Here is a 16,035-nt window from a genome sequence, read left to right on the forward strand (position 1 = left end):
CGACAGTGGTAGCCCGTACCCCGCAGGCCACTGCACTGGTGTTTGAAGGCCAGGCTATGAGTTACGAGGAACTGGATGCACGTGCTACCCGGTTGGCGGTTCATCTCCGCAAAAACGGCGTAGGGGCTAGTACGTTAGTACCGCTGTTCATAGAGCGTTCTGCTGATATGGTAGTGGGTATCCTGGGGATATTGAAGGCTGGCGGTGCTTATGTGCCCATCGAGCAGGATTATCCTATGGAACGGATCAGTTATATTTTAAAAGATACCGCAGCAACGGTGATCGTGAGCAGTAGTAGTTGCAGGGGATTGTTGCCCTCAACAGCGGCGCAGGTGATTTCACTGGACGAAGATTTGTTGAGCGATGCCGGATCCGCCCTGCCTCGTCCGTCGGCTTCACAATTGTTGTATGTGATTTATACCTCTGGTAGTACAGGTGCTCCCAAAGGTGTTATGATCACTCATCGTAAYYTGTCTGATTACCTGGCTGGTTTGCAGGCGGCCCTACCGATTGCTGATTGCCATTCGTTTGCTTTGCTGACSGGTATCGCCACGGATCTGGGYAATACGGTGTTATATGGTTGCCTGGCYACGGGAGGGGAATTGCACCTGTTCCCGAAAGCCTTTATCAATGATAGTGACAAACTGCATGATTACTTTACCTCTCAYCGGATAGATTGTATCAAGGTAGTACCTTCTTACTGGAAAGCAGTATCAGGCTCCGATAAACTATTGTTGCCGGAGCAACTACTGATATTTGGAGGTGAAGCGCTGGAAACAGCAGTAGTAGACAATATTCTTGCCGCCGGCAAGGGCTGTAAGGTTGTTAATCACTACGGTCCAACGGAAACGACTATMGGTAAATTGCTCCATGTAGTTAGCGATAGCATCGCTTATGGTAGTCATATTCCTATAGGTAAACCTTTCTCCAATACCCGTGCTTATGTTTTAAGTCCGTCCCTGGAACTATGTCCTGCAGGTGTTCCCGGCGAGTTATACCTGGGCGGTGATGGAGTGGCGGCGGGATATCTGAATAATGTAACGCTGACGGATCAACGTTTTATTGATGATCCATTTAAGGGAGATGGAAAGTTATACCGCACCGGTGATGTGGTGAAATATGGTACGGATGGTAACATCCTGTTTATTGGCCGTGGAGATGATCAGGTAAAGATCCGTGGGTATAGGGTAGAATTAGGAGAGATAGAACGTACACTGAATGCCTTCGAAACAGTAGAACAAGGTGTCGTGATGGTAAAGGCAGATGCTGTCAGTGATAAAACATTGGTGGGTTACCTAACGGTTACAGACGCTTTTGATAAAGAAGCATTATTAGCTTATTTAAAAGCACAATTACCGGATTACATGGTGCCGGTGCAGCTGGTAGTGCTGGATCAATTTCCGTTGCTGAACAACGGAAAGATTGACCGCCGTGCTTTACCTGAGCCGGGAGGAGATAATATGGCTGCCGGTAGCTACGTAGCGCCGGCTACTGCACTGGAAACAGCGCTGGCCAATATCTGGATCTCGCTACTGGAAGTGCCACAGGTAGGACTACACGACGACTTTTTTGCATTGGGAGGTCACTCGTTGCTGGCTATTCGCCTGATCTCGGCCATGCGTAAACAATTATCGGTAGAGGTAACGATCGCTGATATCTTTGACTATCCTACTATTGCCCTGTTATCTGTACAGCTGGATCAACGTTCCGGTAATGTATTATTGCCGGCTATTACCCGCCAGGAAAGACCATCACATATCCCGCTTTCGTATAGCCAGGAACGTTTATGGTTCATCGATCAGCTGGAAGGCAGCATCAACTACCATGTGGCGGCTGCATTCAGGCTGGAAGGAACCCTTGACCGTACCGCTTTGTCCCGCGCCATGAAAAAAATTGTAGACCGCCATGAGGTATTACGAACCATCATAGCAGATGATGCCGGTACGACCTACCAACAGGTGTTGGATGCCGGTCTTTGGCAGTTGCAGATAATGGAGGATCCTGGTTATTCCGCTCCGGGTGTGTTAGAGGAACATATACGGTCATTTATTGAAACGCCGTTCGATTTATCCGCCGATCATAAATTAAGGGTACAGTTGATAGTGTTGGGTGAAACAACGCATATCCTGGTAATTACGTTACATCATATTGCCTCTGATGGCTGGTCTACCAGCATCCTCATAAAAGAGTTGGTAGAATTATACAGCGCCTTCACAAACGAAAGGCCCGCACAGTTGGCAGCATTACCTATACAGTATGCAGATTATGCCATCTGGCAAAGGAAATATCTCACGGGTACGGTATTAGATAAAAAACTGGATTACTGGAAAAGTAAACTGGCAGCAATACAAACACTACAATTACCTTATGATTTTCCCCGTACAGCTTTCACCGGCAAACGTGGCGCCTACAGGTATTTCCAGCTGGATCAGGATTTGGCCGACCAGTTGAAAGCTTTGTCGCAGCAACACGGGGTGACCATGTATATGACATTATTGGCCGCCCTGAAGGTATTGTTGTATCGTTATACCGGTGAGGAAGATATCTGTGTTGGAAGTCCTACCGCCGGAAGAACGCAGCAGGAAGTAGAAGGCCTGATCGGATTTTTCATTAATACGCTGGCATTACGTAGTGACCTGAAAGACAATCCTTCCTTTGCGGCATTCTTACAGCAGGTAAAACAAACTACTTTGGATGCCTATGCACATCAGGAGGCACCTTTTGAAAAAGTAGTGGAAAGCGTGGTTACTACCCGCGACCTTACCCGCCATCCTTTATTCCAGGTGATGTTTGTATGGCAAAATACGCCTGATTTACCGGCCATTCGTTTTGGTGATGTGCAATTATCGGAAGTGCCGGTGTCACGCACCACTTCCCAGCTGGATCTGACATTATCCCTGCAGGAAACCAAGGATGGCTTACAGGGAGCGATCCAGTATTTTGCAGATCTGTTTAATGAAGATACTATCGCACAACTGWTATCGCATTACGAAGCATTGCTGCGGGCAGTGGTACAATCACCTGACGAGCGTATCAATACTTTGAGGCTATTGAGTGCAGCTGAGGAACAGGTATTGCTGGCAACACTTAATGATAACGTTGACGCCTATCCGGAAGATAAAGCACTCACCACTTTGTTTGCAGAACAAGCTGCACTTCATCCTGCGGTTATTGCAGTGGTGGCAGGTGAACAAAGACTTACCTATGGTGAGTTGGAGCAACGCTCCGACCAACTGGCCCATTACCTGCAACAGAACGGTGTAACTGCGGGATCATTTGTAGGTATCTGTATGGAACGATCCGTGGAGATGATAGTTGGGATATTGGGTATCCTGAAAGCCGGCGCTGCTTATGTACCCATAGACCCGGACTATCCATCCGAAAGGATCATTCATATGTTAACGGATACCGGTGCAGAGATGGTATTAAGCAGCCGTGCCGGCAAAGGAGCTGTCGGGAATAAGGGCCGCGTCATCGTTGTACTGGATGAGGATTGGGATAAGGTGGCAGCCTTGCGTGTAACCGAGCCGCTGAAAGCCGTGCCTGCTACGGCAGCAGCTTATGTGATTTATACCTCCGGTTCTACCGGCAAGCCCAAAGGGGTGATCGCCATGCATGGTGGGGTAGTAAACCTGGTGCATTGTCAAAGCAAAGTATATCAGATTGGATCGGACGAAAACATATTAATGACATCTGATTATTGCTTTGATGCCTCTGTGGAGCAGCTGTTTTTTGCCTTGTTAAATGGGGCAACGCTGGTATTGGTGGATAAGGAAATACAGGCAGATATGGCACTGTTTGAACAGTTCTTAAATGAACAACGGATCTCGCATTTAGAAGCCACACCRGGTCTTCTTTCTAATATCACTGCCGGCAAATACAGTGCATTGAAGCGGATTATATCCGGAGGGGAAACCTGTACGAGTGAACTGGCCGGACGCTGGAGTAATTTAGTGGATTTCTATAATATCTATGGTCCTACAGAAGCCACGATATCTGCATTAATCTATAAATACGAAAAGGGGAGGTCATATCCTGCTGGGACTTTGCCCATAGGCAAACCGTTGGCCAATGTGCGTGTTTATATCCTGGACCAGGCGGGGCATCCGGTGTCTGCGGGGGTAAAAGGGGAGTTGTACATAGGCGGTGCCGGCGTTACGCGGGGTTATCTGAATAATCCGGAATTAACGGTAGAGAGGTTTGTTGCGGATCCATTTTCCAATAAGGCAGGTGCTAAAATGTATCGTACCGGTGATATGGGTAAATGGCTTGCTGATGGAAATATCCAGTACCTGGGCCGCGCAGATGAACAGGTAAAAGTTCGGGGCTACCGCATAGAATTAGGTGAAATAGAACGTGTATTGCAGCAAAATAACCTGGTGAAACAGGCGGTGGTAACATTGCGTACAGATGCAGTGGGAGATAAACAATTACTGGGTTATGTGGTACCCAATGGACATTTTAATAAAGAAGATCTGCTTGTTTACCTGAGGAGTTTATTGCCGGCATATATGGTACCATTGCTCATAGAACTGGAGCAGCTGCCCCTGACAGCCAACGGCAAGGTAGATAGGAAAAAACTACCTGCTCCTTCGGGGGCTGTATTGTCTCAACGGGCATACACAGCGCCGCGTAACGAAACAGAGCAGCAGCTGGCAGACATATGGGCAACATTGCTGGATATAGAAAGGGTAGGTGTAAACGATCACTTTTTTGAACTGGGTGGACACTCGCTGAAAACATTACTGGCTGTTGCAAAAATCAACAAACACTTCCAGACAACATTGCCGCCGGCGGATATATTCAGATATCCTGTTTTGCAGGATCTTGCAGCAGTCTTATCAGCGCATAAGAAAGAGGATATACCCGTACTCAAACACGTGGCTTTATTGAATCAGAAAATGGAACAAGGTGTAATGATGTTCCCACCTGCTTTTGCGCAGGGGATTGTTTACGCCGGACTGGCGGGTTCGATCAAGTCTCACGCAATGTATAGTTTCGATTATATTGAAGATCCCGACAGGCTCAACAGCTATATAGAACTGATCACAAAACTGCAGACAAAGGGTCCGTATATCCTGATGGGATACTCCATAGGTGGAAACCTGACATTTGAAGTGGCCAAAGGATTGATTGCTGCAGGACATCGTGTATCAGCTGTTATATTGATTGATTCGGTAAGAATAATACGTCAGGCAGAAGATGAAAGTATCAGTAAGGATGAACTGGGAAGGATAATGACAGAGATATTGGTACAACAGTTATCAGGTGTGGAAGAGGAGCTGAAAGCCGGAATGATTGATGAGGCCTATGCCTATTCACAATATCATAATCGTATGGTGAATGATGGCGTAATAGATGCCGACATTTACCTGGTGAAAAACGGAGAGAAGAGAGCCGATACAGATTATCGTTGGGAAGGCGCCACTACCGGGACATACAACATTTACGAAGGTAAAGGGAAACACGAAAAGATGATTACCGAAACGAATAACCTGGAACATAATGCTGCTATCATCAAAGGTATTCTGGAACAATTAAAAGGATAATCAGTTAGTAAAGAAGCCATCAGTTCCCATGGTTTTTAACAAGAGGTCGTCTCATTAATAATGAGGCGACCTCTTGTTATTTAATATCTATTGTATAATGAGTGTAGTTATTATGCGTCATATTTTAATAATGATGATTGTCAATCTATATGACAGGCTTTATAGATTTTCCCGATTGCGAAAATCAAATTCCCGATAGGCGGCCTTTATCGTTTTGGCGGCAGTTACATTTGCGTGCAAAAGGAAAAGCAATGAAGCAATTTTATCTGCGCATTCCAGTAAAGAAGGTATTTGCCCTGTTTATACTCTTATTTGCTGTTTGCACCCAAACCATAGCGGAAGACATTTTATCAGCCATAAAAGGAAAAGTACTTACTTCGGATGGCTTACCAGCACCTTACGTTACTGTCAGGATACAAAACTCCAACCACGGCGCCCTCACTGATGCCAACGGTGACTTTGTAATCAAAAAGGTGAAGCCTGGAAAATATACCCTCATCGTATCTCTTGTAGGATATGAGAACGTACTCCAGGAAGTAGCGGTGGAGACAGATGGGATCACCCGCACCACCATTACGCTCGGTGCTTCCGGTCAGCAAATGAAGGAAGTGACCATAGTTGGGGAGTATAATAAATATACGGTACTCACCCCCTCCAATTCATTGCGACTGAATGCGCCCCTGGTAGAGGTACCTCAAAGCATTACGGAGGTTTCCAGGGAAGTATTGGCAGACCAGCAGATCTATAATATGCAGGAAGGTGTTACCCGGAATGTGAGCGGTGCTTCCAGGCTGGGTCACTGGGACATGTATTCCAATATCCAGATTCGCGGTTCCCGCGCCAGCTCCCTCCGCAATGGAATGAATGTATTTATCAGCCCATGGAGTCCGCTGACAGAAGATATGAGCATGGTAGACCGTATCGAGTTCGTGAAGGGGCCCGCTGGCTTTATGATGTCCAATGGAGAACCTGGCGGCATGTATAACGTGGTGACCAAAAAGCCTACGGGTGTAGACCAGGGCGAAGTAACCCTCTCTCTGGGCAGTTACGATAACTACCGTACCACACTGGACCTCGACGGTAAACTGTCTAAAAATGGCAAACTGCTGTATCGCCTTAACCTGGCCGGGGAGCTGAAGAACGGCTGGCGCGATTTCGACTATACCAATCGTTACAGTATTTCTCCCGTATTAAAATACCTGATAGACGAGAAAAATACGGTTACGCTGGAATACAACCTGCAATACATGCAACTGCCGGTAATCGGCGGCAACTATTCCTTCTCCAAACGTGGTTACGGCGATCTGCCTGTGAACTTCACCACCATTGAAGGCAATATGGATCCTACAAAGATTAATGATAACAGCGTAATGRCTTATTATGAGCATAAGTTTAGTCCCGACTGGAAGCTAAATGCCCAGTTTGGTTTCTTCCATTACAAACAGATCGGCCAGAGTATGTGGCCTGCTGGTTTCTCCACAAAGGGGAACGACAGCCTTTTACAAAGGAGCATGAACATCTGGGACGCATTGGGCCTGAATAAAACAGCGCAGGTATTTGTGAATGGTACCATTCGTACCGGCGCGGTGACCCATAATATACTGGGCGGTGTGGACATGAAATACAGTAATTATTATGCTGACTGGGGACAGGGTGCATCATTTGGTGATTCTACTTTTAATATCTACAATCCTAAACACGGTGCCGTTACTCAACCCAAATGGGACCGCTCTACGGATATCCGTACCCGTGGCGTACAATACAATTATGGTTATAGTGCTGTCTATCTCCAGGACCAGCTTGGTTTCTTCGACGATCGCCTGCGGGTAACCCTGGCCGGCCGTTATACCACCAATAAAGTTATTAGTCCGTACGATGGAACCAACAAAGACAGCAAATTCACGCCCCGCTTTGGTATCAGCTATTCTCTCGATAAGAACAGTTCCGTATATGGCGTATATGATGTGAGCTTTATCCAGACTCCGGGCCTGGACTGGCAGAAGAAACCATTCGATCCTATGACAGGCGACAACATCGAGTTCGGTATCAAACGTGATTGGTTTCAGGGCCGCTTTACCTCTACACTGGCAGTATACCAGATCACCAAAAATAATGTGCTGACAACAGATCTGGAACACAGGGATCCGGCTTCGAACCAGTTCATCTATAGCCGTCAAAATGGGCAGCAGCGTATTAAAGGACTGGAAGCCGATTTCCAGGGTGAAGTAGTGAAAGGGCTGAACCTGATGGTGAACTATGCATATACCGACGGTGTCGTTTCTAAGGATGCCGATCCCAAACTGCAAGGCAACAATGTGCCAGGCATTGCCAAACATATCCAGAACACCTGGCTGACCTATACGCTTGGTAACGGTGCGTTGAAAGGGCTGCGTGCAAACATCGGCTATCAGTATCAGGCCGGCCGTATTGCTGGCCAGGTATATGATAAGAGCGAAAATTTCCTGCCTGACTATTTCAGGATGGATGCAGGCCTTGGATATACCATCAATAAATTCAGTGTGAACGTACTGGTAAATAATGTATTGGATAAATACCTGTATACCGGCGCACCTTCTGCAGACAACTATGGGAACAAAATCTATTACTGGCAGACAGAACCCGGACGTAATGTGAGGATGAGCGTTGGATACCGTTTTTAATTTTAAGTCCTTGAACTATTGTAAGGATGTAATTAAATAATCCATATATGCCCTTAAAAAAAACTATCCTGAAAATACATCGCTGGCTCGGACTGACGTCCGGGCTGGTTGTATTTATACTGGGCATCACCGGATGCATGTATGCATTTATTGATGAACTAAAGCCCGTCGTGTATCGGCAGCGTATGTTTGTGGAAGTGCCAAAAGATGGCAGGCGTTTGCCAATGAATGTTATCAGGGAAAAAGCACAGGAGGCGATAGGGCAGCAGTATAAGTTGCAATTGGCAGAAGTGCCGATGGCGGCAGAAAGAAGTGTGTCGTTTCGTACGCTGAAAGTGAATCCTGACGGCCTCTCGTATGCTACCTATATGGAGTACTTCTATCGTATTTATGTAGACCCGTATACAGGGGCGGTGCTGAAGATAGAGAATACCAAGTGGGAGTTTTTCAATACGGTAGTGAACCTGCACATCAACCTGTTACTCGGGCCAAAGATAGGCGGAACGATTGTGAATTGGTCCGTTCTGATTTTTGTGGTGATGCTGATATCCGGGATTGTTCTCTGGTGGCCTGGCAATAAAGCTGCTGCTAAACAGCGTTTCAGTTTCAAGTGGAAAACCACTACCAAATGGAAACGTAAAAATTATGATCTGCATAATATCCCTGGATTTTATTCCATGCTTATACTATTGGTCATTGCCATTACAGGATTGGTTTTCTCCTATCAATGGGTCAGCAACGGTATACAATGGATCGCCAACGGAGGAAAGCCGACTGTATTGCCTGCTCCTGTATCATCTGACACTACCCACGCAAGTGTTTATTCTCTGGAAAAGATATTGGCAGATGCCATCCTGAAAGCACCTGAAGGGACTACCTTTTTTGTGGGTATCCCTAAAAATGACAAAGCTGCTGTTTCTGTATTTGCCCGCCGGGATGGTAAGCCGCTTTATAGCGCCGTTCGTATGCAATATGACCAGCATTCCGCTGTTATGCTTACGCGCAGGGCCTTTGCTGATATGGGCAATGGAGAGCGGATAAATGCCATGAATTACGATATACACGTAGGCGCGGTACTTGGCATACCAGGAAAGATATTAGCCTTCCTGGCTTCCCTGATCGCCGCTTCCCTGCCGGTTACCGGATTTTATATCTGGTGGGGAAGACGGAACAAAAAACAGGTAACGCCACGAGCGGATAAGAACAGCCAGCTTAAGAGGACCCGAGAAGAAAAACCGGTAACCCTGAAGTAACATTAACCATATATCTTCCTGCTTGAAACAGGTCATTGTAAAGTGTTATCAGCATAATGAACAGTTCAATCACGACCCGTATTATACTGGCGGATGCGCAACCTGTTTACAGAGAAGGAATCAAAAGTTTGTTAGCGGATCATCAAAGTAACTACCGGATTGAAGAAGCAGGCAACAGTGAAGAACTGCGATCTGCTTTACTCTCCTTTCAGCCGGACATACTGATACTGGATTATGATCCAGGTTACTTTGATGCTGATGAACTGGTGAATACCTTGTCTGTTATCCCGGAATGCAAGGTGATACTCCTTTCCAGCCAACAGAAGAAAGTAGATATTTTCCGGTTGCTTGATAGCAACATTTACTGTGTGCTTACCAAGGAATGCAAAAAACGTGATGTCCACCAGGCTATCAGTTGTACGTTGCGGGGTGAAAAATTCTTTTGCACTTTTGCCCTGGACTTATTGCTGGCCGACAGAAGAAAAACGCTTTCTGTTCGCAGTCTTCCGCCGGAAGGATTGTCTGTCAGGGAAACAGACGTCATCCGTCAGATCGTCAGCGGAAAATCCAACAAAGAGATCGCCGGATCTATGCATTTAAGTCAACACACCATTCATACTCACCGTAGGAATATTATGCGGAAACTGCAGTTACATTCTGCCGTTGAATTGTGTAACTATGCGCTGGAAACCGGTATCGTTAAACTCGAATCCTGAGTCAGGTAGGTTAGGAATTAGGAATTACGAATTAGGAATTACGAATTACGGATTTGTGGGGAGATCAACAACTGCTGGTCTCCCCACAAATCCGTAATTCGTAATTCCTAATTCGTAATTCTTAAAACAGTTCCCCTTCTTTATTTTACTCCACTGCTCCTTTTCTGCATTTTATACCACGATCATGGTAGTTCGGATACCATACCACTACCAGCATTTTAGCATCACCGGGTGATTGGCTGCGCCGTTTGACACACGTACTTTTAATACCCTGTATTATTAAAATGAAAATTCTATGGACAAAATGATTTATGATTTTGCGGCTGTTGGTGTTGGCCCTTTTAACCTAGGACTGGCTTGTCTTACTCATGCCATTCCTGATCTGAACGGTATATTTTTCGACAAAAGAACGGACTTTAACTGGCATCCGGGGATGCTGATGCAGGACACCACCCTGCAGGTACCTTTCCTGGCGGACCATGTAACCCTGGCAGATCCTACCAATCCCTTCAGCTTCCTGAATTACCTCAAGGAACGGGGACGCATATACGGTTTTTATATCCGGGAAAATTTCAAAATGCTCCGCAATGAATACAATCAGTATTGCCAGTGGGCCATCAGCAAACTGCCGGAAGTTCGCTTCAATACTGCTGTAAAAAGGATTGATTATGATGAATCAGCCGGCGTTTACCTGCTGCAATGTGCGGATGCCACGCAGGGAGATTTGCTGATCAGGGCACGCAAACTGGTGCTGGGCACCGGAACCGTGCCCTATGTGCCTGCCAGCTGCCGGGAACTGATGACAGCAGCGGTGCATTCAGCCAATTACCTGAAACATAAACATCTGCTGCAGTCCAAACGCTCCATCACCATTGTTGGCAGCGGCCAGAGTGCTGCGGAGATCTACTATGACCTGTTGCAGGATATCGACACTTACGGTTATTCCCTGCATTGGATCACCCGCTCTCCAAGGTTTTATCCGCTGGAGTACAGTAAGCTCACACTAGAGATGACATCACCCGAATATGTTGACTACTTCTACGATCTCCCACCTTTTAAACGGGACAAGTTATTGCATAGCCAGAAGCATCTGTACAAAGGCATTAACAACGATCTGATCGCCGCTATTTTTGATACCATTTATGCTAAGAAGCTGATAGGTGATATTGATATCTCCCTGCGTACCAATGCAGACCTGCGTGAGGTGGTGTATGACCAGCAGGCGGAAAGTTTTCGTATGACCTTTTTCCAGGAGGAACAGGAGAAGTATTATGTTCACCAGACGGCTGGCCTGGTGCTGGCTACTGGTTACACCTCCCGTATTCCTGATTTTATGGAACCTATCCTTCACAAAGTACAGTTGGATGAAAAAGGGCGTTATGCAGTAAACCGCAACTACACCATCGATCAGGCGGGTTCCATATTTGTACAAAATGCGGAGCTGCATACCCATGGTTTTGCGGCGCCCGACCTGGGCATGGGCTGCTACCGCAACGCCTGGATTATCCGGGAGATGCTGGGCCGGGAGGTATATCCGATTGAACAGCGGATTGCTTTTCAGCAGTTTGCTGTAAGTGCCGGCGAAGAAACAGTACTCACACAACCTCACCTGATCTGATATGCCACTGCGATTTTATCTGATACTAATGACGCTGGTGGCCGTAGTCAGTGATTATATGATGCATCCGTTTTATCCGTTGTTCTTTGCTTCCCGCTTTGGCATACAGGACCCACGTGTTACCGGTACCTACTTCAGCGCGGTATGTGCTACAGTAATGGTGGCATTCCCCGTATGGGCGATGGTATCAAGGCGCATACCGGAACTCCGCATACTGGTGTACACACAGGTCATTGCGGGCATACTGGCCGTCTCCTGCGCTTATATCACCAACTATACGCTGTTCTGGGTGGTATCGCTGGCGATCATCATTTTTAAAGGCAGTTATCTGCTGGTATACCCTTTTATATTGCGTATCACGGATACAGATAAACATGTGAGCATCATCAGCATACTGTCAGTGATTATTCACCTGGGAAGTGTATTGGGAGCGGTGTTTGGCGGTATGGTCATAGACTGGATGCAACCGCAGTACATATACCTGGGCATGGCCGCGGGAGATTTCTTCCAGGCAGGGCTGAGCGGCTACCTGTTGTGGAGTCGCGGAGAAACGATTCCACAACAGCCGATAACGGAACAGCATTCACAAAGCTGGACAGCGCTGATACCCTCCGGTACTGTGCTGCGGCTGAGTGTAATCACCCTGTTCTTTTACTACAGTGATTTCATCATCCGCCCGTTTTTCGTGAAATACTGGGAAACAGTGTCCATGCTGCATAGCAGCATGCTATCCGGAGCTGTATACGCTATTCCGGCAGCAGTGGCTGCCCTGGCCCTCTGGATGAATCGCCGGCGCAAAGTACCGGATACGCCCTGGCATGCTATCCTGCCGGCATTGTTACTGGCATTGGTGGGATTGCTGTTGCAGTCTTATCCATCCACCGTAACGATCATTGCCGGCCGATGCCTGTATGGCTGGGCATTTTTCCAGTCGGCTGTCCGTTTCGATGCCCTGTTGTTCCATGTCTGCGAGCCGACTTCCTATGCTGTTGAATACAGCAAAATACATTTCTTTCAAAACCTGGGCGTGCTCACTGCCTCATTTTCTGCCGGTATACTCGTGGAGCATTATCCGCTGCATATCCCGTTCATAGCTGCCTTTGCGGGCTATGTGCTGGTAACGGTCATGTATTACCAGTTGGCGCGTCCTTATGTTCAACCGGTTAATCCATCCTGTAAATGAAGACACCGATCATACCATTACAACTAACGCCCGCATACCGGGTTTCCACTCCTCTCCTGGGGACTGTGGAGCTATGGCCCATGGACCTGCAGTGTGATACGCCGGAAATTTATCGTTGGGTTACCCAGCCATATGCGCACTATTGGGGCATGACCACCAAATCTTACGAAGCGGTGCTGGCGGAATATATAGCCATAGATAATAACGATCATGCCTGTGCATTGATTGGGAAGATAAATGGGAAAACGGCTTTTCTCTGTGAGTGCTACGACCCGGTATATGATCTCATTGGGAGTTTCTACGAACCCCAACCCGGAGACGTAGGGATGCATATACTGGTTGGCCCGCCGGAGATACCTGTTCATGGCTTTACGTGGCAGATATTCTCTATCGTTATGGACTTCCTGTTTGATAATCCCCAACACAAAAGAGTGGTGGTGGAACCTGATATCCGCAACGAAAAAATRCATCCTATCAACAGGAGGGCAGGCTTTACCTATGAGAAGGAAGTGCAGTTGCCACATAAAACCGCTGCCCTGGCCTTCTGTACGCGAACACAATACTTAAATGCAAAAAAAAATAACTGAATATGAATACCAACGAAACTATTATGAATTCCCCCGAAGAGGTGATCAGTCATCTGCAACCTGATATCTGGGCTATGGCCAACCGCCTGCATGTGGCCAAAATTATCAGTGAGTTTGCCCACGAGTTGCTGTTGCAGCCCGAATGGATCAGTGATGACCAGGAGTGGTCGCAGTACCGGTTAGCCGCTCCGGACGCAGCACCTGTTACTTACTTTTTCCGTGCCCGTATCCTCCGTCTTAATCATTGGTCCATTGATGCAGACAGTATCCGGAAAGTGAATAACGGACAAGACCTGCCACTGGACAGTATGCTGTTGATACAGGAGTTCCAGCGCCTGTTGAACATCAGTACAGAAAACCTTCCTTCCTACCTGGAAGAGATCATCAGTACACTTAACGGTAGTGCCTATATGATGAGCAGGCCGCAGTTGTCCATTAGTGCGTTGGCACAATCAGATTACCAGGTTTTTGAGCATGCCATGACTTCCGGCCACCCTTGCTTTGTAGCCAACAACGGTCGTATTGGTTTTGATGCCAACGACTATGGCAGATACGCCCCTGAATCGGACCAGCCAATGCAACTGGTATGGCTGGCCGGTCATAAAAGCCGCACTGCTTACAGTGCAGTAGAAGAGCTGCCTTACAGTAAGCTTATTGCGGATGAACTGGGGGAGGAAACGTTGGCCTCATTCAATAAAAAACTGAAAGACAAAGGTCTTTCTCCTGATGATTATTTCTTTATTCCCATACATCCGTGGCAGTGGTATAATAAACTTGCCATCATCTGCGCGCCTGACCTGGCCAATCAGCATCTGGTGTGCCTGGGATATAGCCCGGATTTGTTCAATGCGCAGCAATCTATCCGCACGTTTTATAACCTCAGTCATCCTGAGAAACATTATACCAAAACGGCGCTGTCTATTTTGAACATGGGATTTGTACGCGGGCTTACTCCGTACTATATGGACAGCACGCCGCCTATTACAGAGTGGATACGTAAATATGTAGGTGAAGATCCCTATCTCAAACAGAATGGGTTTACGCTGTTGTGTGAAGTAGCTACCGTTGGTTACCGGAATTTTTATTATGAGCCATTTGGGAAGCAGGTGGCTTATAATAAGATGCTGGCCAGCCTTTGGAGAGAGAGCCCGGCGAAAGTACTGCAACCCGGCCAGCAGTTGATGACGATGGCAGCACTGTTGCACATTGATTACCAGGGCAATGCTTTGCTGCCTGCACTGGTAGCCGCTTCCGGTATCTCTGTACACGATTGGCTGGAGCGTTATCTGCAGGCATATCTTACGCCACTGCTGCACTGTTTCTATGAACATGATCTGGTATTTATGCCGCATGGAGAAAACCTCATCCTGGTGCTGGAGAATCATGTGCCGGTGAAGGCTATTATGAAGGACATCACTGAAGAAATCGGCGTGTTCCGTATGAATACTGACATAGCAGAAAAAGGAAGACGTATATGTGTGACTGTTCCGGAGGAACTGCGGATACTGAGCATACTCACAGATATTTTTGATTGCTTCTTCAGGTTCCTGTCAAATATTCTCGTGACCAAATGTGATTACCGGGAAGAAGATTTCTGGCAGCAGGTAGCGGCATGTGTATATGCCTACCAGGAAGATCAACCACAACATGCTGCCAAATTTGAGCAGTACGATATGTTTGCGCCGGAGTTTATTTTATCCTGCCTGAACCGTCTGCAACTCCGTAATAACAGGCAGATGGTAGACCTGGCCGATCCGGCCGGAAGCTTGCAACTGGCTGGTATGTTGCAGAATCCTATCGCTCCTTTCAAACGTAGCACCGTAGCTCCCGCCGGGCTGGAAAATACCCTGAGTCAATGATGATGTGTGAAGAAAAACGAGATGTCCGTCAGCAGGTGCTGACGGACATTATCCGCCGGAGGCGAAGTGTATTTGCCGATGACTACCTGGATATACCGGTGGCGGAAGCTGTTATCCGGGAGATACTGACCAACGCCACCTGGGCGCCTACCTATAAAATGACGCAGCCCTGGCGTTTCATTGTATTGCAGGACAGCCAGCGTGCACCTTTCGGGGAGTACCTGGCCGCGTACTATCGGGAACGGCTATCCGCAGCAGAATGGTCACACAGCAGGCATGAACGGGCAAGGCTATATCCATTGAAAGCACCCTGTATCATCGTCATCATCATGCGGTGTAACGCGAAGATTGATATAAAGGAATGGGAAGAAATGGCTGCTGTATGTTGCGCTGTGCAAAATATGGCGCTGACCTGTGAGGCCTATGATATCGGCGCCTATTGGGACAGTTGCGATGCCTGCGTTGCCTACGCCAGGGAAAACTGGCTGGAAGAAAATGAACAGTGCCTGGGTTTCTTTTACATGGGGTATTATGACCGGCAAAATTACTGCAGCGCCAAAAGGCGCACTGACATTGACAAGAAAACAACATGGCTCTATTAATTTTTTAA

9 protein-coding genes are annotated in these 16,035 nt (G+C 47.2%); all 9 read left to right on the top strand.

What is annotated here, in order from left to right:
- Positions 1-5,549: amino acid adenylation domain-containing protein (locus AC1DP6_RS34660; RefSeq protein ID WP_477058981.1), on the top strand; the 5,549-nt coding region annotated here is incomplete at its 5' end.
- A gap of 251 nt (positions 5,550-5,800) precedes the next feature.
- A complete protein-coding gene (locus AC1DP6_RS34665) occupies positions 5,801-8,209 on the top strand; it encodes a TonB-dependent siderophore receptor (RefSeq protein ID WP_477058982.1) in 2,409 nt (802 codons plus the stop codon).
- 47 nt (positions 8,210-8,256) lie between these two features.
- Complete coding sequence (locus tag AC1DP6_RS34670; protein ID WP_477058983.1) at positions 8,257-9,462, top strand: PepSY-associated TM helix domain-containing protein; 1,206 nt, start codon at positions 8,257-8,259, stop codon at positions 9,460-9,462.
- A 56-nt stretch (positions 9,463-9,518) separates the two neighbouring features.
- Complete coding sequence (locus AC1DP6_RS34675) at positions 9,519-10,178, top strand: LuxR C-terminal-related transcriptional regulator (protein ID WP_477058984.1); 660 nt, start codon at positions 9,519-9,521, stop codon at positions 10,176-10,178.
- Between the two features lie 295 nt (positions 10,179-10,473).
- On the top strand, positions 10,474-11,796 hold the full coding sequence (locus tag AC1DP6_RS34680) for a lysine N(6)-hydroxylase/L-ornithine N(5)-oxygenase family protein (protein ID WP_477058985.1): 1,323 nt from the start codon (positions 10,474-10,476) through the stop codon (positions 11,794-11,796).
- Position 11,797: 1 nt separating this feature from the next.
- Positions 11,798-12,979 (top strand): MFS transporter, encoded by a 1,182-nt coding sequence (locus AC1DP6_RS34685; RefSeq protein ID WP_477058986.1) that lies wholly within the window; start codon positions 11,798-11,800, stop codon positions 12,977-12,979.
- Complete coding sequence (locus AC1DP6_RS34690; RefSeq protein WP_477058987.1) at positions 12,976-13,566, top strand: GNAT family N-acetyltransferase; 591 nt, start codon at positions 12,976-12,978, stop codon at positions 13,564-13,566. The genes AC1DP6_RS34685 and AC1DP6_RS34690 overlap by 4 nt, the downstream gene beginning before the upstream one ends.
- Positions 13,567-13,568: 2 nt before the next feature.
- Positions 13,569-15,425 carry an IucA/IucC family protein gene (locus tag AC1DP6_RS34695; RefSeq protein ID WP_477058988.1) on the top strand — a complete coding sequence of 619 codons (1,857 nt, stop codon included), beginning with the start codon at positions 13,569-13,571 and terminating at the stop codon, positions 15,423-15,425.
- On the top strand, positions 15,422-16,027 hold the full coding sequence (locus tag AC1DP6_RS34700) for a nitroreductase family protein (protein ID WP_477058989.1): 606 nt from the start codon (positions 15,422-15,424) through the stop codon (positions 16,025-16,027). Before AC1DP6_RS34695 ends, AC1DP6_RS34700 begins: the two co-directional genes overlap by 4 nt.
- The last annotated feature ends 8 nt before the right edge of the window (positions 16,028-16,035 follow it).

Source organism: Chitinophaga sp. 01L420, assembly GCF_056399985.1.

What these genes read in the sequence shown, in the direction of transcription:
- AC1DP6_RS34675 (WP_477058984.1), top strand. Translation starts at nt 9,519, where the DNA reads ATGAACAGTTCAATCACGACCCGTATTATACTGGCGGATGCGCAACCT.
- AC1DP6_RS34685 (WP_477058986.1), top strand. Translation starts at nt 11,798, where the DNA reads ATGCCACTGCGATTTTATCTGATACTAATGACGCTGGTGGCCGTAGTC.
- AC1DP6_RS34670 (WP_477058983.1), top strand. Translation starts at nt 8,257, where the DNA reads ATGCCCTTAAAAAAAACTATCCTGAAAATACATCGCTGGCTCGGACTG.
- AC1DP6_RS34680 (WP_477058985.1), top strand. Translation starts at nt 10,474, where the DNA reads ATGGACAAAATGATTTATGATTTTGCGGCTGTTGGTGTTGGCCCTTTT.
- AC1DP6_RS34695 (WP_477058988.1), top strand. Translation starts at nt 13,569, where the DNA reads ATGAATACCAACGAAACTATTATGAATTCCCCCGAAGAGGTGATCAGT.
- AC1DP6_RS34700 (WP_477058989.1), top strand. Translation starts at nt 15,422, where the DNA reads ATGATGATGTGTGAAGAAAAACGAGATGTCCGTCAGCAGGTGCTGACG.